The 25588-nt window shown below is 69.8% G+C and carries 23 protein-coding genes; 12 read left to right on the top strand and 11 right to left on the bottom strand.

Going from position 1 to position 25588, the window contains the following annotated elements; all coding sequences use genetic code 11:
* Positions 1 to 267: 267 nt before the first annotated feature.
* Positions 268 to 2412 (bottom strand): right-handed parallel beta-helix repeat-containing protein, encoded by a 2145-nt coding sequence (locus J5226_RS19350; protein WP_215836167.1) that lies wholly within the window; start codon positions 2410 to 2412, stop codon positions 268 to 270.
* 351 nt (positions 2413 to 2763) lie between these two features.
* On the opposite strand from J5226_RS19350, the gene J5226_RS19355 reads away from it, so the two are divergent.
* The 5 genes from J5226_RS19355 to J5226_RS19375 all read left to right on the top strand — a co-directional run bounded on the left by J5226_RS19355 (position 2764) and on the right by J5226_RS19375 (position 6433).
* The gene (locus tag J5226_RS19355) at positions 2764 to 3267 is read left to right on the top strand and encodes a hypothetical protein (RefSeq protein ID WP_215836168.1); all 504 of its coding nucleotides are present in this window, start codon (positions 2764 to 2766) and stop codon (positions 3265 to 3267) included.
* A gap of 287 nt (positions 3268 to 3554) precedes the next feature.
* Positions 3555 to 3842 carry a helix-turn-helix transcriptional regulator gene (locus J5226_RS19360; RefSeq protein WP_215836169.1) on the top strand — a complete coding sequence of 96 codons (288 nt, stop codon included), beginning with the start codon at positions 3555 to 3557 and terminating at the stop codon, positions 3840 to 3842.
* Positions 3843 to 3883: 41 nt separating this feature from the next.
* Entirely contained in the window at positions 3884 to 4516 is a 633-nt protein-coding gene (locus J5226_RS19365) for a hypothetical protein (RefSeq protein ID WP_215836170.1), read from the top strand.
* A gap of 91 nt (positions 4517 to 4607) precedes the next feature.
* Positions 4608 to 5072, top strand: coding sequence for a hypothetical protein (locus tag J5226_RS19370; protein WP_215836171.1), 465 nt, complete (start codon positions 4608 to 4610; stop codon positions 5070 to 5072).
* A 239-nt stretch (positions 5073 to 5311) separates the two neighbouring features.
* The gene (locus J5226_RS19375) at positions 5312 to 6433 is read left to right on the top strand and encodes an alpha/beta hydrolase (RefSeq protein WP_215836172.1); all 1122 of its coding nucleotides are present in this window, start codon (positions 5312 to 5314) and stop codon (positions 6431 to 6433) included.
* A 34-nt stretch (positions 6434 to 6467) separates the two neighbouring features.
* On the opposite strand, the gene J5226_RS19380 is transcribed toward J5226_RS19375, so the two are convergent.
* The gene (locus J5226_RS19380; protein WP_215836173.1) at positions 6468 to 7070 is read right to left on the bottom strand and encodes a DUF6445 family protein; all 603 of its coding nucleotides are present in this window, start codon (positions 7068 to 7070) and stop codon (positions 6468 to 6470) included.
* A gap of 326 nt (positions 7071 to 7396) precedes the next feature.
* Between J5226_RS19380 and J5226_RS19385 the strand changes: the two genes are divergently transcribed.
* Positions 7397 to 8530, top strand: coding sequence for a hypothetical protein (locus tag J5226_RS19385; protein WP_215836174.1), 1134 nt, complete (start codon positions 7397 to 7399; stop codon positions 8528 to 8530).
* 325 nt (positions 8531 to 8855) lie between these two features.
* On the top strand, positions 8856 to 9230 hold the full coding sequence (locus tag J5226_RS19390) for a CVNH domain-containing protein (protein WP_215836175.1): 375 nt from the start codon (positions 8856 to 8858) through the stop codon (positions 9228 to 9230).
* 132 nt (positions 9231 to 9362) lie between these two features.
* Here the strand turns inward: J5226_RS19390 and J5226_RS19395 are convergent, their stop codons facing one another.
* The 3 genes from J5226_RS19395 to J5226_RS19405 form a co-directional block, all read right to left on the bottom strand.
* A complete protein-coding gene (locus tag J5226_RS19395; RefSeq protein ID WP_215836176.1) occupies positions 9363 to 9866 on the bottom strand; it encodes a hypothetical protein in 504 nt (167 codons plus the stop codon).
* 260 nt (positions 9867 to 10126) lie between these two features.
* A complete protein-coding gene (locus tag J5226_RS19400) occupies positions 10127 to 10489 on the bottom strand; it encodes a YciI family protein (RefSeq protein WP_215836177.1) in 363 nt (120 codons plus the stop codon).
* A gap of 144 nt (positions 10490 to 10633) precedes the next feature.
* Positions 10634 to 12415, bottom strand: coding sequence for a VCBS repeat-containing protein (locus J5226_RS19405; protein WP_215836178.1), 1782 nt, complete (start codon positions 12413 to 12415; stop codon positions 10634 to 10636).
* A 777-nt stretch (positions 12416 to 13192) separates the two neighbouring features.
* Between J5226_RS19405 and J5226_RS19410 the strand changes: the two genes are divergently transcribed.
* From J5226_RS19410 to J5226_RS19420, 3 genes are all read left to right on the top strand, one after another.
* Entirely contained in the window at positions 13193 to 14851 is a 1659-nt protein-coding gene (locus J5226_RS19410; protein ID WP_215836179.1) for a tyrosinase family protein, read from the top strand.
* 5 nt (positions 14852 to 14856) lie between these two features.
* Positions 14857 to 15243, top strand: coding sequence for a hypothetical protein (locus tag J5226_RS19415; RefSeq protein ID WP_215836180.1), 387 nt, complete (start codon positions 14857 to 14859; stop codon positions 15241 to 15243).
* A gap of 105 nt (positions 15244 to 15348) precedes the next feature.
* Positions 15349 to 15882 (top strand): AAA family ATPase, encoded by a 534-nt coding sequence (locus tag J5226_RS19420; RefSeq protein ID WP_215836181.1) that lies wholly within the window; start codon positions 15349 to 15351, stop codon positions 15880 to 15882.
* Between the two features lie 39 nt (positions 15883 to 15921).
* Here the strand turns inward: J5226_RS19420 and J5226_RS19425 are convergent, their stop codons facing one another.
* On the bottom strand, positions 15922 to 16434 hold the full coding sequence (locus tag J5226_RS19425) for a hypothetical protein (RefSeq protein WP_215836182.1): 513 nt from the start codon (positions 16432 to 16434) through the stop codon (positions 15922 to 15924).
* Positions 16435 to 16438: 4 nt separating this feature from the next.
* Positions 16439 to 17365, bottom strand: a complete 927-nt coding sequence (locus J5226_RS19430) for a M14 family metallocarboxypeptidase (protein ID WP_215836183.1) — start codon at positions 17363 to 17365, stop codon at positions 16439 to 16441.
* A gap of 430 nt (positions 17366 to 17795) precedes the next feature.
* Here J5226_RS19430 and J5226_RS19435 point away from each other — a divergent pair, with 430 nt between their 5' ends.
* Positions 17796 to 19283, top strand: coding sequence for a heparin lyase I family protein (locus tag J5226_RS19435; RefSeq protein ID WP_215836184.1), 1488 nt, complete (start codon positions 17796 to 17798; stop codon positions 19281 to 19283).
* Positions 19284 to 19298: 15 nt separating this feature from the next.
* Here J5226_RS19435 and J5226_RS19440 read toward each other — a convergent pair whose 3' ends face one another.
* The 3 genes from J5226_RS19440 to J5226_RS19450 all read right to left on the bottom strand — a co-directional run bounded on the left by J5226_RS19440 (position 19299) and on the right by J5226_RS19450 (position 22894).
* Positions 19299 to 19721 carry a YqaA family protein gene (locus tag J5226_RS19440; protein ID WP_215836185.1) on the bottom strand — a complete coding sequence of 141 codons (423 nt, stop codon included), beginning with the start codon at positions 19719 to 19721 and terminating at the stop codon, positions 19299 to 19301.
* Between the two features lie 266 nt (positions 19722 to 19987).
* Entirely contained in the window at positions 19988 to 22051 is a 2064-nt protein-coding gene (locus J5226_RS19445) for a M13 family metallopeptidase (protein WP_215836186.1), read from the bottom strand.
* 279 nt (positions 22052 to 22330) lie between these two features.
* On the bottom strand, positions 22331 to 22894 hold the full coding sequence (locus J5226_RS19450; protein WP_215836187.1) for an ABATE domain-containing protein: 564 nt from the start codon (positions 22892 to 22894) through the stop codon (positions 22331 to 22333).
* 114 nt (positions 22895 to 23008) lie between these two features.
* Here J5226_RS19450 and J5226_RS19455 point away from each other — a divergent pair, with 114 nt between their 5' ends.
* The gene (locus J5226_RS19455) at positions 23009 to 23872 is read left to right on the top strand and encodes an alpha/beta hydrolase (RefSeq protein WP_215836188.1); all 864 of its coding nucleotides are present in this window, start codon (positions 23009 to 23011) and stop codon (positions 23870 to 23872) included.
* A 70-nt stretch (positions 23873 to 23942) separates the two neighbouring features.
* On the opposite strand, the gene J5226_RS19460 is transcribed toward J5226_RS19455, so the two are convergent.
* A complete protein-coding gene (locus J5226_RS19460; protein ID WP_215836189.1) occupies positions 23943 to 25337 on the bottom strand; it encodes a serine protease in 1395 nt (464 codons plus the stop codon).
* Between the last annotated feature and the right edge of the window lie 251 nt (positions 25338 to 25588).

Consider the following 25588-nt stretch of genomic DNA (forward strand, 5'->3'; position numbering starts at 1 on the left):
TTCCGTCTGTGGAGAGGGATCGAAGCGGTCGGAGGCGCGCGCCGGCCGCGACCCGCTTACGGCGGGCGGCGCGCGATGGACCCACGTCCTTTGTGACGGATTTCGCGGAACGGCGAGGGCTTGCCGTCCGCGCGGCATTCGTATGTACGCCAAACGGCGGCGGCGGCGGACAAGGGTCCGCCGCGCGCACGCCGCCGGCCGCAAAAAAAAGGCCGCGCATGAGCGCGGCCGTAAAACCGCCCCGCCGGTGGCGGGGCTTGGGATGGGTCAGTGCGAAGCGTCTTCCAGCACCACGTCGTCGAGCAGGAAGGTCGCGTTCTCGTGGCCGCTGGAATCGGTCGAACCGATCAGCAGCACCCACACGCTCGCGGTCAGCGCCGGCGGCTGCACGGTGGCCGAAACCTGCTGCCAATCGTCGCTGTTCGCGTTCAAGAACACGTCGCTGTACGAGGTGTCGTCGTCGCCGGTGGCGGCGGTGCCGTCTTCCTTGAGCCAGCGCAGGCGCACGCGCGCGTTGGACGGCAGCGGCGCGGTGCCGGCGGCGTGGCGCACCCAGAAGCTCAGGCGCTTGAGGCCGTTGTCGGCCAGATAACCCGGATGATTGGCGACCGACACGCCCCAATAACCGCCCTCGGCGACGACGCGCAGGCTGTGCGCGCCGGAGTGGCCGACGTCGGCGCGGCTCACCGAGCTGCCGTACCACGCCGTCCACAGCCCGGCGGATTCTTCCAGGGTCGCGGTCGGCGTATCGATCAGGTTGAACGCGGCGCCGTCGGTGGTGCTGCCGGCGTCCTGCAGATACGGCGCGGCCTGCCACGCGCTGAAGCCGATGCCTTCGCCGAAGCGCTTGGCGAAGCGCCACGGGCCGTAGTAGTGGTTGTTGGCGAAGCGGTTGCCGTTATGGAACATCACATCGTCCTGCACCTGCTTCACCGTGTACGGCGACCAGCTGATGTTGTCCTTGCCGGTCGCGTACAGCGCCTGCGCGCCGCAGTAGCTGGACAGGCCGCACGGCACCACGGCCGGGTCGAAGTAGAACTCGTTGCCGGTCACTTCGATGTTCTGCGCGCGCCAGCGGCAATCGCGCTGCAGCACCGGATCGCTGCCGATCTGGGTGTAGCACGGGTGCAGGTTGCTGACCGGATCGGGATAGACGGTGGGATGCTGCGGATCCGGGCGCACGATCTTGACCGGATGCACGAACGGCGTGCAGTAGCCCTGGCTGGTGTTGCCGTTGGAGTTGCAGAAGCGGTTGGCGTTCTCGTAGATCGACACGCCCGAGAAGTTGTTCTCGAAGTAGTTGTCGTAGACGCGCAGCTTGTCCGAGCCGCTGGTGGCCGAGGGCAGGCGCGAATCGCCGCCGGATTCGGACAGGTAGATCGCCGGCGCCGGCGAGCCGCGGTCGGCGTTGCCCGACACCCAGCCGTTGCCGATGAAGGTGTTGGCGCGCACGGTGGCGTTGTAGCTGATCTCGTACCACAAGCCGACGCCGTCGTTGTCGCGGACGTAGTTGTTCTCGAACAGGAAGTCGATGTTGTTGGTGTCGGCCCACAGGCCGGTGCCGCGGTTGTTGTGGACGTAGTTGCCGGTCACCTTGGCGCCGCGCACGTCCCAGAACTTGCCGCCGCCGGTGCAGCCGCACTTGGTCGAGGCTTCCCAATCGTCGGTGTTGTTGCCGGCGATCTCGTTGTCTTCCAGCACGATGTCGACGATCGCCGAGCGGCCCGGCACCGGATTGGTCTCGCTCGCCGGCTCGCTCTGCAGCGGCGGGCGGTACATGCTGAAACCGTACTGGCCGTTGTTCTTCAGGCAGTTGCGCCGCACTTCGTTGCGGCTGCCGAGGAACACGCCGGCGCCGTCGTTGTCGACGATGAGGTTGTCCTCGATGATCCAATGCTCGCCGGCGTCGTGGTTGACCACGCCCTGGTCGAAGTTGTCGCGGCCGCGGCCGTAGTTGCGGATGGTCAGGTTGCGCACGATCACGTTGGCGACATCGCCGGTGATCGCGTAGAGATTCTTGTTCTTGCCGTCGAGGATCGCGCCGGGCGCGCCCAGGTAACGGTTGCCGGCGCGGGCGATGATCTGGCCGTAGACGTCGTCGCCGAAGGTGTGTTCGCCGGTCTCGAACCAGAAGGTGCCGTTGCGGGCGAAATCGAAATGGCTGTTGTCGCCGGCGGGCACGATGATCGCCCCTTCCGGCGCCTGGGTCGGGCCCGGACGCAAGGCGTCGCAGTAATGCGCGGTCGGCGCGGCCGGCCAGGCCAGGCCGAGGTGGGCTTGTCCCGCGCCGCCGATGCGCGCGGCGGGCGGCGCGGCGATGCCGGCGATCGGCGCGGCCAGCGCGACGGTCAGACTCAAGGCCGCCAGCCACGACGGGCGGCGGGTGCGGACGGATGTCGATTCGATGCTCAAAGCGCGATTCCCCTGCTGAAGGTGCGTGTCGGCGCGCGCGGCGTGGGAACGAAGCGACGTGGGACTCCCCGGCTTCGCAGGCCCGGCTCCGGACGGAGGGGCGGCGCGCACGTCATTGCAGCCGGCCGCGTCATGCCGCACTAGTGGTGGCTGTCACCTGTGTTCCGGGTTGTGATCGCGGTCGCGCGACGGCGGCGCGGCGGCTTGTCCGGGTTTGCGCGTTCGTCTGACCCGGTTTGCGCAAGCGGCGCAATGTCGCACGAAGGCGCGCGGCGCCGCGATCGCGGGACAACGCCGCGCGATCCGCGCCGCTAGCGTGAGCGCACCATCCGCCGCCCACAGGAGCGCGCCATGTCCGTCCCGCAACACGCCACCCGCCGTCTTTCGCTCGTCCTCGCCTGCGCCGCCGCGCTTTGCGCCGTGGCCGGCGCCGCATCCGCCGCCGAACCGTCCGCGTCCGACGCCTCGCAGAACGGCCGCGCCCGCGGCTGCGCGCGCCAGTTCGAAGCGGCCCAACGCGCCGACATGGAATCGTTCCGCGACTACGACGCCGACACCTTCCGCGCCGGCCACGACGAACGCGCGGTGACGGTGTTCGACAGCGGCGGCGTGCGCATCGGCATCGACGCGATCATGGCCGCGCTCGCCGGCCACTTCCAGAACCGCGAGGCCAAGTGGAGCTGGACCGAGCGCTACCGCGTGGTCGACGGCTGCCGCTCGGCGTACATCCTGTACGAGACCGTGTACGAGATCCCACGCATCGGCTATCGCCAGCGCGCGCTGACCGGCGTGACCTACACCCACGACGGCGCCAAGTGGCTGGCCATCGCCGATCAGGGCACGCGCTTGCCCTGATTCCGCTGCGCCACGAAAAAAGGCGGCCCCGCGGCCGCCTTTTTTCGCGTTTTCCCCGGCCGCGGCGGGAGCCGCGAAAGCGCCGGCCACAACGCGGCCCCGTCGCGAAAGCGGACAGCACGGCCGCGTTTCTCGCGCGCGACGGAGAAACCTCCCGGTGCGCCGCGCACTGCGCGCAGCGCGCGAGGAACGCGAATCGCGCGCTCGTGAACGGCACGGCGCCCGCGTTGTCCTGCCGCCGCGCACGGCGACGTTCGATTAATGCCCCCACCCTTCGCGGACATCGGATGTCTACGATCCCCCTGCGTGCCGCGCCCGACGGCGAGGACGAATTGCTGCAGGCCGCCGCCGCGCGTGTCTGCCCGCCATTGAGCCCGATGGAACGCGCGGTGCTGCTGGCCGCCGCGCGCGGCGCCGAGGACAAGCAGATCGCCGCGCAACTGAGCTGTTCGATCTCCACCGTGCGCACCTTGTGGCAACGCATCTACCAAAAGAGCGGACGCCATTCGCGGCGCAAGCTGGTCGCCGCGCTGTGGTCGGAGGCTTTGCGCGGACTCGGCGCTGTCGTTGTTTAAGCGACGTGCGCGCGGACGCGGCTTGGGTTACATCTTCGCCCATGAAAATTTCCTACCCGCTATGGATCGGCGGTGCCGCGCTGACTTCGTTCGCGCTGGCATGGGCATGGTCCGCCCGCACCGGCCGCATCGACGCCGCCGCCGGCAACCCCGCACCGATCGCCGCCGTCGCCGATGCGGCGCCCGCGCGCGAAGACGAACTGCGACGGCTGCGCGAGCAGGTCGAAGCGATGCAAGCGCAGATCGCCGCATCCGAGCGCCGCCGCGGCGCCGATCCCGCGACGGCCTCGCCGGACCAGGCGCGCCGTCTGGCCGAACAGGATCGGCAGCGGCACGCGGCCTATGTCGCCGGGCTGCAATCCTCGTTCCGGCTCGAACCGACCGATCCGCGCTGGTCGGCCGCAACCTCCGCGCGCCTGCTCGATTCGCTGCAACGCGACGATGCGCTGCGCGGCGCCGCGCGCGACGTGGAATGCCGCTCCAGCAGCTGCCGGATCGAGTTGACCCTGGACGCCGCCGGCGCGGTCGACAAGCGCTTGCCGCTGTGGTCGCTGCAGCTCGCCGACGCCTTGCCGCGCATGGTCGGCCAGTCGGTGGTTCGCCCGAACGGCGAACGCGCGCTGGTGCTGTATTTGCTGGGGCCGCAACCCGCGGCCGCGGCGCCGCGCCGATGAGCATCGCGCGGCAAAGAACCGGGGTCGGCGGTCGCGCGCCGCCGGACCTAGGGGGGAACGGGACGTCCATCCACAACCATGAGGTGACCCAATGAACGCTAATGCATCGCTTCTCGGCCTGTCGCTCGCGGCCGGCCTGCTCGGCGCGCTCTGCGCCACGCCGGCGCGCGCCGCCACCGCTCAGAACATCAATCTGCAAGGCAGCGCTTGCCGCAACTACAACGCCAGCGAAGCGCTGGACATCGACTACCTCACCTCCGGCGCGCGCAACATCAACGCCAGCGCGCGCTCGGTGATCTGCCCGGTGGCGCGCCATCCGGTGACCGGGCCGGGGCAGAACTTCTTCGTCGACGGCAGCAACACCAGCGGCTCGCCGGTGTATTGCGGGCTGTACGCCTACGACTACAACGGCACCCTGCTCAGCTCGACCAGCACCACCTTGCCGGGCTATGCGTCGTTGCCGACGGTGAGCTACTGGGGCTACGTCTCGGTGCTGTGCACGCTGCCGGGGGGCGGCGCCGCGGTGGTGTACGGCGCCTCGGCCATCGACAACTGAGCTTGCGCGGCCGCGCGATCCATTCCCATCCCATCGCCGGCCGTTCGCTCGCCGGCCCCGGAGCGATCCGGGGCCGGCGTTTTGCGCGTAGGCGCGGCGTAAGCCGCGACCGCGGAACCGCACTTGCGTCGTAAGCTCGATGGCGCGGTCGCGGCTTACACCGCTCCTACGAAAAGCACTGCAACCATCTGGGCGGCGGGCGTATCCAAGACCTCAAACCCGAGGCCAGGATCACCGCCATGCGCAAAGCCCCCGCCCTGTTCGCCCTGCTGCTGACCGCCGCTTGCGCCGCCGCGCCGGCCGCGGCCGCCGAATGCAAGGACACCGCCAAGTACGCCGACGCCCGCGCGGTGATCGAAGACCTCGGCCGCATCGTCGCGCCCAACGGCGTGCAAGAGGCTTACGCCGCGCCCATCGGCGGCATCCAGCAATGGATCAACGTGCGCGGCCAGGACCGCGACAACCCGATCCTGCTGTTCGTCCACGGCGGCCCGGCCTCGCCGCTGATCCCGACGATGTGGCAGTTCCAGCGTCCGCTGGAGGAATACTTCACCGTGGTCAACTACGACCAGCGCGGCGCCGGCAAGACCTACACCCTGCAAGACCCGCAGGGCTACGCCGACAGCATCCACATCCCCACCTACGTCGACGACGCGATCCAGGTCGCCGAGTACGTGCGCAAGCGCTACGGCAAGCGCAAGATCGTCCTGGCCGGCCACAGCTGGGGCACCATCGTCGGCATGCAGGCCGCGCTCAAGCGCCCCGACCTGTTCTACGCCTACGTCGGCATCGGCCAGGCGATCAAGGTGATGGAGAACGAGAAACTCAGCTTCGACTACGGCATGCAGCAGGCGCTGGCGCACGGCAACACCGCCGCGGTCGAGGAAATGAAGACCATCGCGCCCTACCCCGGCGACCGGCCGGTGACCCGAGAACGCATCATCACCGCGCGCAAGTGGGCGCAGTACTACGGCGGCCTGACCGCCTACCGCGACGAATCGCCGTACTTCTACCGCGCCCCGCGCCTGTCGCCGGATTACGCCAGCGATTGCGAACGCGCCGCCGTCGACGAAGGCAACGTCTATTCGCTGGGCAAGCTGCTGCCGGAATTCCTCGCCACCGACCTGAGCGGCGTGCGCGAATTCCCGATCCCGGTGCTGATGTTCATGGGCCGCCACGACTACACCACGCCCTCGCAGCCGACCGAAGCGTGGCTCAAGCGGGTCAAGGCGCCGTACAAGCGCGGCGTGTGGTTCGAACGCTCCTCACACATGATGCAGTGGGAGGAGCCGGGCAAGCTGTTGATGAGTCTGGTGACGTACGTGCGGCCGTTGACCCAGGAGCCGCCCGCGGCGCGTTGAGTCTCGCGAAGCCGAGCCCGGCCCCGCGCCGGGCTCAGGCCGCGGCGAAGAACATCAGATAGACGAAACGCGCGTTCTCGGGGCGATCGCCGAATCCCGGACCGGCCGTGTGCCACAGCCATGGCCGCAGCAGCACCAGGCGATTGAAGCGCATCGGCACGGTCATGGTCGGCTCCCAGCAGCTGTCGTCCATGCCGTCGCGTTCGATGATGTCGGTATGCGCCTCGTCGATCGACGCGTAGCCCAGATCCGCCAACTCGCGCTCGTTCATCGGCCGGCGGTCGGTGTTGGTGCGGCGATGGCGGAAGAACTCGGTGCCGCCGCGGCAATCTTCCGGCCGGCTCAAATACAACACGCCGGACCAATAGCCCGGATCCACGTGCACCTTGCCGCGGCCTTCGTCGCTGCCCAGGGTGATGCGGAACTTGGCGTGCGACCCCTGCGGCGACAGCGGCTTGAGCCGCTCGCCGACGATGCTGGAAACGTAATGCTCCAGCCCGTCCAGCTCGATGCGCTCCTGCGAATTGCGTCCGGGGAACGCGCCCTGCTGATCCGGATAGGTCAGCTTGAGCCCGGCTTGGCGCAGCCCTTCGGCCTGGCCGAAGAAATCGTCGACGACGATCAGCGAGGTGGTCATGCGGCGAAAAGTCCTGAATACGCCGCGATCCCCGGCGCGCCGACGATGGTAGGCGATGTCGCCGGGATTGGCGACCGCGTGCGAAGCCTCGCCCGCGGCCCGGCGGCCGCTCGCATCGAGCGCGCGGCGACGCACCCGAACGGGACCGGGTCGAACGTCGCAGCGCGCGCTCCGCCGCCTGCGCGCCGACGACCGCGACCGCCGCATCCACCCCTTCCCTTTGGTGCAATACCCAAGCCCCCCGCCCGGGTCCAGCATCGATGCGATGTTCGGACCGGCCCGGCATCCGCCGCGGCCGCGCACACACCCTGGGGAGGGAAACGCGCATGTTCCGCAGCACGCTCCAATGGCTTTCCGCCAGCGCCGCGACGCTGGCCCTGGCCGCCGCCGGCGGCTTCGCCGCGCTCGCGCCCACCGACGCCTACGCGCTCGATTGCGGCGCCAACAACGGCTACACCTGCCAAGGCGCCGCCAGCCAGTACGCCGGCGGTTTCGCGCCGGGCGTCGGCAGCGGCGGGTTCGGCGGCGGCGATTGCGTCGCCACGCGCACGCCGGTGGTGTTCATCGCCGGCAACGGCGACAGCGCGATCAGCTTCGACATGCCGCCGGCCGCGGTGAGCGGCTACGCGACGCCGGCGAACTCGGTCTACGACGAGCTCAAGGCGCGCGGCTACAACGATTGCGAACTGTTCGGCATCACCTATCTCGACGCCGACGAACGCGGCTCGCCGCAGTACAACTACCACCAGCCGTCCAAGTACCAGATCCTCAAGACCTTCATCGACAAGGTGAAGCTCTACACCGGCCGCAGTCAGGTCGACATCGTCGCCCATTCGCTGGGCTCGTCGATGGCGCTGGCGACGCTGCGCTATTACGGCTATCAGGCCAGCGTGCGCCGCTTCGTCAACATCGGCGGCGGCCTGCGCGGCCTGCAGACCTGCCTGAGCACCGGCTATCAGTCGCCGTACGCGCCGACCTGCAACGCCGAGGCCTACGTGTTCCCGTACGACTACTACACCTTCGGCCTGTTCCCGAGCAGCGGCGTGCCCTATTACGGCTACAACCGCTGGACCGGCAGCGGCAGCAACAGCCTGCGCGCGATGCCGACGATGTATTCCTCGATCGCCTTCTACACCATCACCGCCGGCACCTACGATCAGATCCAGTGCTTCACCACCAGCTATTCGGCTGGCTGCGCCGACAGCGCGCTGTTCGCCGCGGCCAGCAACCTCAAGGCGCAGGTGGACATCGGTTTCGGCTCGGCCGCTTACAGCTACGATTGGAACTGGAGCGACGGCAGCCCGTACAACATCGGCGGCGGCGACACCAGCAACGGCGTCGGCCATTTCCGCTCCAAGACCAACGCCGGGCGCATCGTCTACAACATGCTGGCGACCACCTGCACCACCGGTTGCGCCAACGGCTACGCCGGCGTCAACGGGCCGGCGGTCAATCGCTGAGCGCCACGCGCCCGCGAGTCCGGTCCGATCGCGCCGCCGATCGGATCGGACACCCGTTCAGTCCTGAGCGCGCGCCGGCGCATCGACCGGGCGCTACTCGTGCGCCGCGCGCGAAACCACCCGCGAGGCTCACCGCCGATTCGTGACGGCACTCGCGCAACCCCGATTCCGCCGCGCCGGCATGACCGGCGCCGGCGCGCCAGCGCGTTGCCATTAGCGCCGCGCCCATCGCGGCACGCACGCCAACGCCGGCGGACCCGTTCCGCGCGGACATCGCCCACCGGCGCGGGGCCGGCACGCCCGCCCGCGTCACGCAGGAGGTCTCATGAATCGTTCGATCGCATCGACCGTCTGTCTGTTGCTGTGCTTCGGCGTCGCCCATGCCGCGCCGCCGTCGGCCAAGCCCGCAGCCGATAAAGCCGCGCTCTCCGCGTTCCCCAAGGCCGCCGCCTCGGCCTGCAGCCTGCCGCCCAAGCGCGATCCCTTCACCTTCTGGAACAGCTGCAAGGACGTGCGCATGAACGGCTGCACCCTGGAAGCGAGCTGCCGCCAGCGCGACGGCAACTGGCGCAACACCAGCTTCGACATGAATAAATTCAGCCAGTGCTATTCCGACTTCTTCGGCGGCCGCAACCTGGTCAACGAGAACGGCAAGCTGTGCTGCGGCTATGCCGGAACGCCGCAGATCTGCGGCACCTGAGCCGCTAGCCGAAGCCCTGTAGGAGCGGCGCGAGCCGCGACCGCGACAACGCAGCTACGACGGAAGTTTCGACGCGGTTGGGTTGTCGCGGTCGCGGCTCGCGCCGCTCCTACAGGTGTGCTTCGCGGGGGCTCAGCGGTTGACGTCGTTCTCGTGGCAACTCAGCTTGGCGTAACGCCCCGCCGGCAGGCTCACGCCGAGATGGCGGTCGCTCAGCGCCTCGACCGGGTCGTACTTCGGCTCGAACGTGCAGGCATTGGCCTTGGCGAACTTCTCCATCGCCGCGGTGCTGCCGGACACGCGCACCACCGCGCTGACGCCTTCGTCGACGCAGCAGCCGACGTACTGGGTCATGTACTCCTCTTCCACCAGCACCAGGCTCTGGCCCATGAACGGCGCCGGCTTCTTGAGCACGCGGTAGTCGGTGTAATCGGCGCGCACGTTCGGCTTGAGGTCGAAGTAGCCGGCCTGGATGTAGGCCTGCAGCGCGGGGCCGGACGGCGCGGCGCGCTCGCCCTTGGCGCGGTCGTAGCGCATCGCCTCGGTCAGGCCTTTCTCCAGCGCCGCGTCGTCGGCGAAGGCGGCCAGCGGCGACAGGGCGCAGGCCAGCACGGCCAACAGCAGGGGAGCTTTCATCGGGGGATCTCCTTATCGCGATCGTTCGCCCGGTGCGGGCGGCGCGACAGCCTACCATCGGCGATGCGCGGTTTCTCGCTGTAGGAGCGGCGTAAGCCGCGAACACCCGAAGCGACGCAAAAACGCGTGGCGTCCGAAGCCCGCAGCGCTAAGGACGCTTTAATGCGTCCGCGCATCTTGGCTTCGGTCGGGGCGCTTTCGTGCGTCGCTTCGGGTGTTCGCGGCTTACGCCGCTCCTACAGGCGGATCCCTAGGACGCGTTACACGCCGCAGCCGCCGCCGGGGACCAGCGGGCGCACTTCGCATTCGATGTCCCAGCCGTCGCCGTGCACGTCGAGGAAACGGCGGGTGTGGGCGATCGCCGCGTCCAGATCGGGCGCCTCGAACAAGGCGTAGCCGCCGATCACTTCCTTGCTTTCGGTGAACGGCCCGTCGGTGGCGCTGATCTTGCCGCCGCGCAGGCGCAGGCGCTTGCCTTGCGCGCTGGGCAGCAGGCCGGAGGTCTGGATCAGCACGCCTTCGCGGGTCATCTCCTCCATCAGCCGGCCCATGTCGGCCATGAGCCGCTCGTCCGGCGCGGCGGCGGTGGTTTCGTCGATTCGGATCAGGGAAAGAAAGCGCATGCAGGCTCCGTAAAGTGGGCTCGAGAGAGCCCGACCATCGGGCTCTTACCGAGACGACGAATACGCAGCGCCGATTTCGACAATCCCGCGCAGCGCGGCCGCTAATTCGGCCGCGCCGCCTATTTCGGCAAATCGCCGCCGTCTTCAGCGCTTGCGCCAGGCCCGCAGCAAGCGCATCGGCGTGCGCGCCGGGGCGGTGGTGAAACGCCGCGGCAGCCCGCCGCCGCGGCGGGTCTGGCCCTGGCCCTGGCGCTGGAACTGCGTGCGCTGCTGCAGCGAGGGCGACCGGCGCGTCTGCGCCTGACGCTGGTACTGCATCGACCGGCGCGCCTGCATCTGCCGCTGGAACTGGGTCTGCCCGCCGCCGCGCGCCTGCCGCTGCACCAGCACGGTCTGGCGCACCTGCTTCTGCGCCTGCGCCTGCGTCTGCATCGGCGCGGCGGCGCCCGCCGGGGCCGGCGCCGGGGCCGCGCGCGGCGCGGATTCGTCGAACCGGTAGTTCTGCAGCCCCATCGGCGCCGGCGCGCAACCGCGGCCGTAATAGAACCAGACGCCTTGACGGCCGGCGGCCACCGCCACGTCGCGGCAACCGTCGCCGTTGAAATCGCCGTGGACGAGCCCGTGCGCGCCGATCCGCGCCAACGCGCGCGAAGCGCCGCGCCACTGCGGCGCGGCCGGCGCGCCGTCGCGCTGCGCTTGATAGGCCAGCACGCCCGCGTCGCCCGGCGCGCCGGCCGGATGCTGCACCGACACCACGTCGGCGCGCCCGTCGCCGTCGAAATCGGCGATCTGCGGCGGCGAGATCGCGGCGAAGCCCGGATACGGCCGCGCCGCAGCGAATCCGCCGTCGGCCGAGCGCAAGGACAGCGACGACATCCCGGCCTCGGCGCTGCCGACCAGCAGGTCCGCGCGGCCGTCGCCGTCGAAATCGCCCAGCGCCGGCATCGCCGCCGGCCACGCCGGCAACGAACCGATCGGCGAGGCCTCGCCCAACCCGCCTTCCGCCAATTGCGGCCGCCACAGCAAGCGGCTGCCGCCGCGCGCGGCGTCGGGTTCGCGGTAAATCAGGTCGCGGCGGCCGTCGCCGTCGAAGTCCAGCACGCCGACCACGCGCGCCGACGGCCCGCCGAGCGGCGCCTCAGCGATCTCGCGGATGCCGCCTTGCCCGTCGCCGTACAGCGTGCGCACCCGGGTGCAGGCGTCGCCGGCCCGGCGCGCGCATTCGCCCGCGGCGCCCGCGCGCTGGACCAAGGCGACGAGGTCTTCGCGTCCGTCCTGATCCACGTCCATCGCGTTCAACTCGTCGGCCGCGCCGATCTCGACCGGCACCCGGCGCAGGCTCAGGCCGCCGCGGCCGTCGGACAGCAGCACGTCCAGACCCGCCGGCAACGCGCTGGCGGGCGCGGCCTCGCGCGCGACGACGACGTCCATCGCGCCGTCGCCGTTGAGATCGACCAGCAGCGCGCTCGTCGCGGGCCGGCCGCCGCCATTGGGAGCGCTCCACACCCGCGGCGGAAACCGCAGCCCGCCTTGCGGTTTTTGCGCGAACACCTGGACGCTGCCGTCTTCGGTGGTCGCGACCAGATCGTCGCGGCCGTCGCCGTCGACATCGCCGACCGCCACCGAGACGAACGCCCGCTCGCCGCCGCCTCGGCTCGAATTCGGATCGGCGACGCCGGACCGATAGCGCGGCCCTGGGACCAAGGCATAACCGCCGGCGCCGCCGGCCGGCGCGGCGGACGGCGCGCGCGGGTCGTCGGCGGCGCGCTGGGGCGCGGGCGCGCCGCCGATCGGCGCGGCCTCCGGCGCGGAGGCCGGCGCCGGAGTCTGCGCCGCCGCGGCCGCCGGCGCGCGCGGCCACGAAAACACCGCCACCAGTCCGGCGAAGCCGACACCGATCCAAATCTTCCAAGCCCACCCGCGCATCCGTCATCCCCCTGTGCAATCCGGCCGCGACCTCCCGCCGCGCCGTTCGCACGGAGGCGGTCGATGGTCGCGCCGGCCGATCCGGCCGTGACCGCGGCCGGCTGTCTTCGGTGGCCGCCCGCGCGCGGCGATGCCGCGCCGGGAGCCTCGCCTCAAGCGATCGCGCGCCGGGCCACGGCCCGCCGCGAACGATCCGCATCCCAAGCGCCGCCGGTGTCGCGCGTCCGCCCGGATCGAACCCGAACCGCTTCAAATCGCGGGTCGCCCGAAGTTCGGCAACGTCCGACGGCGGTCGCCAGCAACGGCCGCCCGCCGCAAAAACGCAGCGTTCAAACCGAGCCCCGCTTCAAAAACCGCGACCGCCCTTGAACCGTGCTGCCCCGCTCGGGCCTGCCCTAACTCGTGCCTACGCTAAGCCGCGACCCGACCTAAACCGTGCCCGCCTCGAACCGCGACCCGCCATAAACCGTGATGATATCGGCCGTTCCGAGCCCGCCGCCAGCGCGACCTGAACGCAGCGCCGCGCCCGCCTCCCGCCGCCGCGCATTCAGGCTTTTGTGATCCGCCTGGCAGATCGCGCGATTGCCCCCGTCGCGCTGGCCTTTGCCGCGCAGTCGCCGCGTTCACATTTACGCCGCATCGCTGCGGCCGGCGCGCCGGACGGCCGACCGGACAGGGGCCATCGCAAACACGCTTCGCGCCGTGCCGGCCGCGTCCGGCCGTGCCCGTCCGCCCTGCCGCCCGCGCCCGCACCGCCACCCAAGTGAGGAGCGCAGGATGCATTACACCCGCCGCGAGTTTCTGACCACCGCCGCCAGCGCCGCCGGCGCCGCGATGTTGCCGCTCGGCTCGACCCTGGCCGCGGCCGCCGGCGGCCCGGGCCCGGCCAAGGCCGCGCGCTGGCACCGCTACGACGTGACCTCCCCGCAAGGCCAGAAAATGCTGGCCAGCTACGCGCGCGGCGTCCAGGCCATGCTCAAGCTGCCGCCCAGCGACCCGCGCAACTGGTTCCGCAACGCGTTCGTGCATTTCCTGGATTGCCCGCACGGCAACTGGTGGTTCTACGTCTGGCACCGCGGCTACATCGGCTATTTCGAGCGCACCATCCGCGAACTCAGCGGCGATCCCGAATTCGCCCTGCCGTATTGGGACTGGACCCGGCTGCCGGAAATCCCGCCGGGCATGTTCGACGGCGTGCTCACCCCGACCGACGCGAGCTACGCCACCTACACCGGCAACCTCAAGCGCTTCACCGATTTCATCCAGCCGCCGATGAAGGCGTACTGGGGCAAGCTCAGCGACATGCAGCGCACGCAGCTGCTGGCGCGCGGCTACGAGAACTTCGACAACGTGTGGAACGACGTCACCGGCTACAGCACGACGCAGAAGACCGGCATCTCCGGCAACATGTCCTACGCCATCACCTGCGGCGCGCGTTATCTCTCGCGCGACAATCCCAAGCTCGATCCCAAGACCGCGCACAACGTCTCGCCCAGCGTGATCGCCTCGGGGCTGGAACCGCGGCTGTTCCACGACGAGAAGATCAGCGCCAGCTTCACCAGTTCGCGCACCGTCTCGCATCTGATGCAGCCCGACGGCACCACCCAGTTCTCGATGCTGGAAGGCCTGCCGCACAACAAGGTGCACAACTACATCGGCGGCGTCGGCGCGGTCGATCCGGGCCCTTACGGCAACATGACCAACTTCCTTTCGCCGGTGGACCCGATCTTCTTCCTGCACCACGCCAACATGGACCGCCTGTGGGACGTGTGGACGCGCAAGCAGCTGGCGCTGGGCCTGCCGATCATGCCGACCGAGGGCGAGGCGCGCGACGCCTTCATGGGCGAGCCGTTCCTGTTCTTCGTCGACGCCGACGGCACCCCGGTCGGCCCGAGCAAGGCCGAGCGCTATTTCGACACCGCGTCGTTCGATTACGACTACGGCCCGGGCGGGTTCGCCGGCCCACAGCCGAAGCGGCGCGCGGCGTCGGGCAAGTACGGCGCGGTGTCCGCCCGCATCGAAGACGACGAAGCCGAGCTGTCGCTGCCCGCCGCGCTGGTGCAAGGCCATATGGCCGACGCGCTGCCGGCGCCCTTGGTCGCCGAGATCACCCTCGACCGTCCCGAAGGCGTCGGCGGCGCGCGCGAGTTCGACGTGCTGGTCAACGCGCCCGACGGCGTCGACCGGGTCGACGCCGACAGCCCGTACTACGGCGGCACCGTGGCCTTCTTCGGTTCGAGCATGCCGAACATGAAGATGTCGCACACCGCGACCTTCGCCGTGCCGCTGGGCAAGAAGCTGCGCGTGTTCACCAACGCCTTGAGCGAAGGCGCCAAGGCCGGCGCCGAGCTCAAGATCCGCTTGGTGACCTCGTCGGGCACGCAGGCACCGGAAGCCGCGCCGGTGCGCGCGGCCGTGGTCGCGCCGGGCACGTGACCGCGATGCGCGCCGCCGCGATCGCGTGCGGGTTCGCCGCCCTGCTGTTGCAGGGCGGCTGCGCCGCGGCCGGCGATTATCGCGAGCTCGCTCTGCCGCAGGCATCGCGGCCGGGCGAGCGGCTGTATCTGGAAGTCCGGCTCGGCGCGCTCGCGCCGGGCCAGGAGCTGCAAGTCAGCGACGCGCGCGGCCGCTCGTTGGGAACGGTCTCGCCGTACGGCGTGCGCGCCGGGAACGGCGGAGGAACCTTCGTGCTGCCGGTGCCCGCCGATGCGGTGCGCGCGGGACGCCTGCGCGTGCGCCTGAGCGTGACGCGTGCGGGAGCGCCGGCGCGCGAGCCCGCGAGCGACGAAGTCGAAGCGCTGCGCTTGGTGCAAGCGCCCGGCGATTGAAACGGCGAGGCGCGCGCCGTCGATGCTCGCTGCTACCATCGGGCGCGACCGCATCGCCGCCACGGCCGCGACGCACTTCAACGCACCCCCACCGCCGCTCCGCCCATGCACCTCGACGAGCTAGGACCGCGCATCTGCATCCTCGGGCCGTCCGGCAGCGGCAAATCCACCCTGGCCGACGCCATCGCCCGCGCGCGCGGCGTGCCGGCGGTGCATCTCGACCAGCTGCATCATCTGCCCCACACCGATTGGCGCCCGCGCCCGGAGGCGGAATTCCTCGCCCTGCACGACCGCGCGATTCTCGAACCGGCCTGGGTCATCGACGGCAACTACTCGCGTTGCTTGCCGCAGCGCCTGAACCGCGCCACCGGCCTCATCGTGCTCGACGCGCCGACCGCGACCAGCCTGCTGCGCTATCTGCGCCGCGCGTGGTTCGAACGCGACCGGCGCGGCTCGCTCGAAGGCGCCAGCCAGCGGGTCCGCTGGGAGATGGTCCACCACATCCTGATCGCCACACCGGCCAACCGCGGGCGCTATCGCGAGCTGTTCGAACGCATCGAACTGCCCAAGCTGCGCCTGGCGAGCGCGCGGGAATTGAATGCGTTCTATCGTTCGGCCGGATTGGTCCGGCCGGCCTGATCGCGGCGATGCGCCCGCGCGCCGCGGGCGCGGCTGGGCTTACTTGGCGACGGTCAACTCGCGCTCGAACGCTTCCGCGTCGGCCATGGTCAGACCGCTCACGCGCAAGCGCCCGCCGGGAATCTCGCCCTGGATGGTCGCCACGTTCACCGCCATCCCGCCGACCACCACGGCTATGCGCTTGCCCATGTTGTCGCGGGTGACCTGGGCCAGACGCTGCGCGCCTTCGTCGCTCAGTTGCAGATCCAGACCGCTGCTCCCGCTTTCGTCGGCGCTCACCGCGACCAAGGCGACCTGGCCGCGCGCGATCACCGGCATCGGCTTCACCGCCACGCGCGCTTCCTGGCCCGGGTAAGGCCGCAGCACCGGGAATACTTTGGCGCCGGCGGCATCGCCGTCGGCGACCAGATAGAACGCGACATCGCCGCGCACCGGCTTGGCGTTCTTCAACGGCTCCACCGCAGCACTCGGCACGTCCGGCGCACGCATGCAGCCGCTCGCGCCGAACGCCGCCGCCAACACCGCGGCCACCAGGATCGCGCGCGTCTTCATGCGCTCAGCCCCGCGCCAAGGCGAAATCGATCGCCGCGCGCACCGCCGCGGCCTGCGCTTCGTTGCACTGCTCCGGCGTCGCCTGCGGGCTGTCCGGATAGACCTCGGTGGTGGTGCGGTAGCGCGCGTGGGTGATGCCGGCGCACAGGCCGAGCGAGCGCACCGGATAATTGATGACGCCGTGCGCGACCAGCGGCGAACCGATGATCTCGTTGTTCGCGTCGGCCGGCGCGATGTGGGTGACCTTCTCGACCTCGGCGACGATCGCCTGCTGGAACTCGGCCTGCGGGTCCTCGCTGTCGCCGACCAGATAGAAGCCGTCGGGAATCTCGCCCTGCTTGCACGGCTTGCCGTCGCGCGCGGCCAGCGCCGGACGGAACTCGGTCTCGTCGCTGTCGGTGGTTTCGTGCAGGTCGATGTGCATCAGCGTGGCGTCGCGCAACGGCGTCGCCAGCGCCCACAGCGCGGCCGATTCCTGCGCCGGGCTGTTCTCGCGGAACGAACGGTTCGGGTCGATCGCTTCCGGGTTCCAGCGGTGGATGCGCTCGTACGCCCACGGGCTCACGCACGGCGCCACCAGCAGATTGATGCGGCCGGCGTAGTTCGCCGCGTAACGGTCCAGGAACAGCAGCGCGCCGTGCACGCCGCTGGTCTCGTAGCCGTGCACGCCGCCGGTGACCAGCATCGTCGGCAGCGCGTCGTTCCAGTTGCGGCTCTTCAGCGCGAACAAGGGGAAGCGGCCGTCGGCGCCGTAGTCGAGTTCGCCGTAACGCACCAGTTCGAAGCGCTCGCCGATGCGCTGGATCTCGCTCAGCACCTGTTCTTCGTAGCTGCGGTGACGGATCTGGCGCGAACGCCATTGGGCGACTTCCGCCGGGCCCCAAGGCTGACCGGGGGTGCCGACGGGATAGAAGGCGGTGGCGGTGCTCATGACGGCGGCTCGCGGTTGCAGGGGAGGCAGCCACTTTAGCATCGCGGCCCGGCCCCATTCTGTCCTGCATGCGCTCAGCCGCGCGTCGCGTCGCGGCCTGTCGCCGCCGCCTCGGCTCGCGCGCGACGCCGGCCGCTGCGACGGACGCCGCCGCCGTTCCCGCGCCCGCACCGCATGAGCCGCTCTACCGTCGCCTCGACGGGCCTCCCCCCTTCGTCGCGACGGTTCCTCGCGCCCCATCGATGCGTGCGGAGACCGCGAAGAAATAACCAGCCGTCATGAGCTTGGATCGCGCGCCGCGGAACCCGGGCGGACTAAAATCGAACAGCGCCCTTCTCTCTCATCCGGCCACGCACGGTTCCGGCCATGAGCCTCGCGGCCGCCGCGATCCGGGGCGCGCCGTCCTTCCGCGACCTTCGTCTCGACGCTTATGTCCCCATCGCCCGCCGCTCCCGCACCGATCGCGCGTCCGCTCGCTATCGCCTTCGCCTGCATCGCCGCCCTGCACGCGCCGCAGACGTCCGCGCAAACGCCGCTGCTCGCTGTGGACTACGAAACCGGAACCACCGACTCCGGCATCCCGGCGCTGGAAGCGACCGCCGCCACTGCGGCCGATGCCGCCTTCGTCAGCCAACGGTTCGCGCGCGCGGGCCGCTACGCCATCGGCCACAAGGTCGTGCTGGACGATCCGGCCTACGTGTCCGCGGGCAAGCCGCGCAGCGAAAGCGCGACGCACAGAGTGCCGGCGGGCGTCTATCGCAACGGCGACCATCGCGGCTACGCCTTCAGCGTGCTGCTGCAAGATTGGCAGGACTGGACCGGCGGCCTCGCCCCGGTGGACATCGTCTGGCAGTTCAAGCACGCCGACGGCGAACCGGACATGTTCGTCGGCGTCAGGCGCAATCAACTGATTCTGCGGTACGCGGATCGCCAGATCGTGCTCATCGGCGACATCCGGCCCTACGACAACCAGTGGATCGACCTGCGCTTCGACGTGCTGTGGGCGAACACGCCGACCGGATACTTCACCGCCGACCTGCGCCTTCCCGGCGAAACCCAGTACTCGCGCAAGGCCGCCGTCTCCGACTTCCCCACCTTCAATCCCGACACCGCCGGAACGCTGGGCTATTTGAAGTGGGGGCTGTACCGCCCCGACTCGCATTCGGCCGACGGCGCCGCGATCACCCGCATCGCCTTGCACGACGACATCACCGTGACCCGGCTGCCCGCGCCGAAGATCCGCGCGAACAAAGCCTTCGCCGCCTCCGGGCGCTTCGGCGCCGGCGATCAGTTCGCGTTGACCATCGCCCCGCCCGCGCCGGCGACGGCCGTGAGCGTCGCCACGACCGGCGCCGGCGCACAGGTGACCTCGCCGCCCGTGGTGTTGACGGCGGGCGCGGGCGGCGCGACGTACACCGTCAGCGAAACCGCCGCCGTCACTGCGCCTGGGACCGACCTGAGCCGCTATCGCACGACGTACGCCTGCACCAACGCGCTCGCCGGCGGCCAGACGCCGCGGGGCGACGGCACCTCGTTCGCGGTCGCGCTTGCCGACGACGACGACTTGACCTGCACGTTCACCAACACTCGGTCGAGCAACGCCGATCTGGCGGTCGCGGTGACGAACACGCCCGCGCAGGGCCCGAACGATCTGGCGGACGACGGCGTGGTCGCCGGCGCCGTCTCGACTTACCGCATCCTGGTCAGCAACCACGGGCCCGATGCCGTCGCCGGCGCCAACGTCCGCGACGCGGCGCTGGCCGGCCTGAACTGCGCCGACCCGGTGCCGTGCAGCGGCGCGGCCTGCCCTGCGGCCACTGTGCCGATCGCCGAACTCATGGGCCCAGGCGTGGTGCTGGGCGAACTGGCCGACGGCGCGTCCGTATCGCTGGACGTGAGCTGCGCCGTCGCGCGCTGAACGCGCGCGCCGCGGTTACGGCCAGCGCAGCGCGAGCGCGGCGACCGCGAGGTAACGGGCGAACTTGGCGACCGACACCAGCAGCAGGAACGTGCGCAACCGCTCGCGCATCGCCCCGGCCGCCAGCGTCAGCGGATCGCCGATGATCGGCACCCAGCTCAACAGCAGACTCCACTGCCCGTAGCGCGCGTACCACGCCTGCGCCCGCGCCAGCTGCGCGGGCTTGACCGGAAACCAGCGGCGGTCGCCGAAGCGGACCAGCTCGCGGCCGAGCCACCAGTTCACGGTGGAACCCAGCACATTGCCGACGGTGGCGACCGCGACCAACAGCCACGGCGCGTAACCCTGCACGATCAAGCCCGCGAGCGCGGCTTCCGACTGCGCGGGCAGCAGCGTGGCGGCGATGAAGGCGATCAGGAACAGGCCGAGGTAAACCATCGCGGGATTTTAGCGGCGCGGGCGCTTTATTTTCGCGGTCGCGGCTCACGCCGCTCCTACATGGCGCTATGTAGGAGCGGCGTGAGCCGCGACCACGCCAATACAACCACGCCGAAACTCCGATCCCCGCGACACCCACCAAACCGCCGCACAAAAAAAAGGCGGACCGTCGCCGACGATCCGCCCCGCTTTCCGACCTCGGCCCACACACCCGGGCCGCGATCTCAACGAGCCCGCGTCACCGGGCCCGCCGCATCAAACCGAACTCACCAAATCCGAACCCGCTGCTCCGGCGCGATATACATCGCATCGCCCGGCTTGACCTCGAACGCGCTGTACCACGGATCGAAATTGCGCAGCGGCCCGTTGGCGCGGAATTGCGAGGGCGAATGCGGGTTGGTCTTGATCTGGTTGAGCAGCGCCTCGTCGCGGTACTTGCCCTTCCAGATCTGGCCCCACGACAGGAAGAAGCGCTGATCGCCGGTGTAGCCGTCGATCTTCGGCGCCGGCTTGCCGCCCAGGCTCAGCTGGTACGCGGTGTAGGCCATCGACACGCCGCCCAGGTCGCCGATGTTCTCGCCCATGGTCAGCTGGCCGTTGACGCACTGGCCCGGCAGCGGGCAGAACGCGTCGTACTGCGCGCCCAGCGCCTTGGTGCGCTGCTCGAAGCCGGCGCGGTCCTGATCGGTCCACCAGTTGCGCTGGATGCCGGCGTAGTCGGACTTGCTGCCCTGGTCGTCGAAGCCGTGGCCCATTTCGTGGCCGATCACCGCGCCGATGCCGCCGTAGTTCACCGCCGCGTCGGCGTTGAGATCGAAGAACGGCGCCTGCAGGATGCCGGCCGGAAACACGATCTCGTTGAAGGTCGAGTTGTAGTAGGCGTTGACCGTCTGCGGCGTCATGAACCACTCGTCGCGGTCGGTGCGGGTGCCGATGCGGCGCACCTGATCGGCGCGCTGGTAGCGGCGCATCTGCATCGTGTTCGCCATCAGGTCGCCGGCGACGATGCTCACGCTGGAGTAATCGCGCCACTTGTCCGGGTAACCGACCTTGGGCCGGAAGCTGTCGAGCTTGCGGTAGGCCTCGGTCTTGGTCTGCGCGCCCATCCAGTCGATCTTCTCGATGTTGGCGCGCAGCGCCTTGCGCAGATTCTCCACCAGCTGCTGCATCGCCGCCTTGGCCTGCGGCGAGAAGTGGCGCTCCACGTACAGCTTGCCCATCGCGTCGCCCAGCCCCTCGCTGCCGGTGACGGTGGCGACCGCGCGCTTCCAATCGTCGCGCTGCGCCTTCTGGCCGCTGAGCACGGTGCCGTTGAAGGCGAACGCGGCGTCGTCGATCTCGCGGCTGAGCAGCGCGGCGTTGTTGCGCACGGCGTGGAAGGTCAGGTAATCGCGCCACACCGGCAGCGGGGTCTTGCCGACGACCTCGATCACCGGCTGCACCGCGCTCGGGGTGGCGACGTTGACCTTATCGACCCCGGTCATGCCCTGCGCCTTGAGCTGCGCGGCCCAGTCGTAACCCGGGTACTGCTGGCCCAGTTCGGCGAACGTAGCGACGTTGTAGGTCTTGTCGCGGTTGCGCAGCTGCGCGCGCTCCCACTGCGGCTTGGCCAGCGCGGTTTCCAGATCCAGGATCGCCTGCGCGCGCGCCTTGGCGTCCTTGACGCCGGCGAAGCCGAGCATGCGCTCGATGTGGGCCAGATACGCGGTGCGGATGCCGGCGAAGCGCGCGTCCTGGTTGAGGTAGTAATCGCGGTCCGGCAGGCCCAGGCCGCCGACGCGCAGGCCGACCAGATAGCGGTCGGGATCCTTGCGGTCCAGATCGACGCCGAAGCGCAGCGGCGCGGTGGTGTTGTCGAGGTCGGTGTCGCCGAACGCGGCGATCAGCGCGTCCTTGGAATCGATCTTGGCGATCTTGTCCAGCACCGGCTGCAGCGGCTTGATCCCGGCGGCGTCGCGCGCGGCGCGGTCCATGTAGCTGGCGTAGTAGTCGCGCAGCTTCTGCTTCTCGCTGCCCGCGGCCAGATTCTTCTGCTTGACCAATTCTTCGATGATCGCGTGCACGTCGGCTTCGGAATCGTCGCGCAGCTTGTTGAACGAGCCGTAAGAGGTCTCGTAATCCTTCAGCTGATACGTCGCCAGCCACTGGCCGCTGACGTAGCGGTTGAAATCGTCGCCGGGCTTGACGCTGGTATCGCGCGCGGACAGATCGACGCCGAAATCGCCGAGCACGGGCTTGCCCTTGGGCGCGGCGGTGCCGGCGGCGTGAACGGAAGGAACGGCCAGCGCGGCGGCGAGCGCCAGGGTCAGGCTCAGGCGGGAGAGATTCATGGGTGGTGCGGTCCCCGGTGGAAAGGCGTGGAGACTAGCGCAGGCCGCGGGGGCGTGTCCTGGGCCGTTGGTTTGGGTGGGCGGATGGACTGGAGCGGCAAAGCCGCGCGGCGGCGGCGCGGGTTTTCGCGGAGTTTTGGCTGAATTTACCGCGCTGAGCCGATGGCCCGGCGCTCGGATCGCGCCTCGCCCCCGAGTGCGGGAAGCGGGTACGAAAGCCGGGGCCGGACCGAATCTCGCGCATTCATCCGCGCTGGCCAGCGCGACAGCGGACAGCCCTCAGCCACCGCGCCGCTTACGGAACTCGCTGACCTTATACCGGTTCCCGCACAGCGCCATGCTGCACCAGCGGCGGCGATGCGACTTGGTCGTGTCGTGAAACCACAGCACGCATTCGGCGTGCTCGCACTGCCGCACTAAAGCGAAATCGGTCTGCGCCAGCAGCTGCGCCGCGGCTTCGCCGAGCGGCGCCAACGCCAGCCATGCCGGATCGCCGACCGCTTCGCGATGCAAGGCGAAGCCGGCGTCGCTGGGCCGCAGCACCAGATGGCTGTGCATCCGCGCGAACAAGGCGTTGAGCGGCGCCAAGTCCACCGGCTGCGCGCGCTTGAGCGACTCCACCGCCGCGCGCACCGCTTCGCGCAGTTCGCGCGCGCGCTCGGCCAGATGCGGCTGCGGCGCCTGCGCGGCACCGGTGGCGCGGCTCAGCCACGCGGCGGCGGCGGCATCGTCGCCGAGGTGTTCGACCAAGGCGCCGTTCTCGAGCGTCAGGGTGTTGAGCAGGTCGAGCGCGGGTTGGCCGGCGATCAGCGGCGGCCAGTCGGTGGGAGTCGGGGTGGTCATGCGCCCAAAGTAACCAGAAAAATAACTATTGACAAGTTACACAGGCCGAGACTAGCCTTTCGTAACCCTTGTTAAATATAAACAAAGGTTACAAACCTTCCAGGAGCCGCCGCCATGTCGTCCACCCACCACCCCGTCCACCACCGCTACGTCGAAGCCGACGGCCTGCGCGTCTTCTACCGCGAGGCCGGCGATCCGAGCGCCCCGACCCTGCTGCTGTTGCACGGTTTCCCCACCAGTTCGCTGATGTTCCGCGAGCTCATCGACAAGCTCGCCGGCCGCTTCCATCTGGTCGCCCCGGACCTGCCGGGCTTCGGCTTCACCGAAGTCCCCGCGCAGCGCGGCTACGTCTACGACTTCGATCACCTCGGCCGCACGCTCGAAGCCTTCGTCGATGCGCTGAACCTGCAGCGCTACGTGCTGTACGTGTTCGACTACGGCGCGCCGACCGGCCTGCGTCTGGCGCTCGCGAAACCCGAGCGCGTCGCCGGCTTGATCTCGCAGAACGGCAACGCCTACCTGGAAGGCCTCGGCGACGCCTGGGACCCGATGCGCCGCTACTGGGCCGACCCGAGCGCGGAAAACCGCGAAGCGCTGCGCCAGTTCCTGTCGCTGGACGCGACCCGCTGGCAGTACGAAAACGGCGAGCCCGACACCAGCCTGATCGCGCCGGAGGCCTATCACCTGGATTACCTGCTGATGCAGCGCCCGGGCAACGCCGACATCCAGCTCGATCTGACCCTGGACTACGCCAACAACCTGAGCTTGTATCCGCGCTTCCAGGAATTCTTCCGCGAACATCGCGTGCCGACCCTGGTGATATGGGGCAAGCACGATCCCTTCTTCATCCCCCCGGGCGCACAGGCGTATCGCCGCGACAATCCCGACGCGCAGGTGGAACTGCTCGACGCCGGCCACTTCGCGCTGGCCACCCACGGCGGCCACATCGCCCAGCGCATCGGCGAAGTGTTCGGCTGAGTTCGCACCGCGCAAAAGAACGCCGCGCGTTCCGGACGGAACGCGCGGCGCAGTTGGCGCAGAGGTTCGGTTACGGCGAGAAGTACGAAGACACGCTCGACCACACGCCGTCCAGGCGCGAATACGCATCGGGCTGGTTCGGGCCCAGCGAGCCCTTCTTCTTGCACGCCGAATAACCGCCGTACAAGCCGCCGCGCAGCTGGTAATCGCCGTTGGTCGCGACGGTGAACAGACCCGAGCCGGACGAGCCGCCCTCGGTGACGCCCGCGCTCCACTTCACTTCGGTCAGCGGGCTGCGGCCGTCGAGCGTCGCCGACAGATTGGTCACCGAGCCCAGCGAGTACTTCTTCAGATCGCCGGCCGGATGGTGGATGCCTTCGATCGACGTGCCGGTCGAGCTCAGCGCCGAGCTGTTCCACGCGGCGTAGAACGCCCCGGCCGGCGGCGCACTCTTGAGTTCGAGCAGCGAGGTGTCGCGGTTGGTGTCGGCATGGCGCAGATACGCGCCGCCCGACAGCGTCACCGCCGAGGGATTGGCGGTGTCGTTGTTGCACGCGGTGGCGTCGAAGAACCAATAGGTCTGCAGCGTGTCGGCGACGGTCTGGGTGCTGATGCAATGCGCGGCGGTCCAGAACAGCTGGCGCTTGGGCGTGTTGCTGTTGTTGAGCAAGGTGCCGCTGCACAGATACGAGCTGCCGCCGCTGGTGTAGACCATGCGCGCCACCGCCTTGCTCGCGGCCAGGAAGCCCGCGCTCGGATTGACCCGGCACACGATGTCCTGCTCGCAGGCTTGGCTGGCGCCGACGCCGGTGGCCTTGGCCAGATCGCGCGAGCTCGCGCCCGGATCGACATCGAGGTGCGACAGCTGCGGCACGTTGAGGGTGAAGCCGTCGGCGCGCTGGCCCGGCGCCAGCACGATTTCCACGGTGATCGTGTCGCCGGCGACCACCGGCGACCAACCCGCGTCCTTGTTCGCGAACGCGGCGCCGTCCTGCGCGTACACGCGGCCGTCGCTGCCGGCGAAGCGCAGCGTCACCGCCGAGGCGTCGGCCCGGCCGGTCGCGCGCAACCGCAGGCCGGCGCGCACCGCCACGGCGTTGGTCGAGGTCAGGCTGAAGCGCGCGCCGCGCGAACCGTCGGCGAGGGTTTCCCAATTCAACGAATTCAGATCGATGCGGCTGCGGCCGACGTTGCGGGCGACGCCGATCTCCAGCGGCTGCCCGTGCCGGCCCTGCTCCGCGCGGCGCAGGCCCAGCGCGGTCAGCGCGGTCTGGCTCGGCAGGCTCAGGTCGATGCTGCGCACCGTACCGGCCTGGCCGGAGGTGGCGAAATCGACCGCGCCGAAGGCCTTGGCCGACGGCGCGGCGGTGACCGGCTCGGCGCCCATTTCATCGGCCGCGGCGACCGCGGCGAACCCCGACAGACCGGCCAGCAACGCGAACGAAAGCAGATTCTTGCGCATCATGATGTGCGGTTTCCTCAGTGCGGGTGGGCAGACCGGGCGCCCCGCCGCCGGCCTGAATCCTTGGCGTAAAAAACGTGCGGGGTCTTAGGCGCAAACGCGCCCGCCGCGCGGCCTCCCTACCCGGCCCGGCCCTCGCAGCGGGCCGGTCTGATTCAGCCTCATGAAACCGCCAGCAGCTTCGCATCGATTACGCGAACGCCATCAAGGTTCCGCGGTCGCCGGCCACGCAAGCGCCGGGTCGAGATATCCGC

It is taken from the genome of Lysobacter sp. K5869 (assembly GCF_018847975.1).
Taxonomy (GTDB): Bacteria; Pseudomonadota; Gammaproteobacteria; order Xanthomonadales; family Xanthomonadaceae; genus Lysobacter.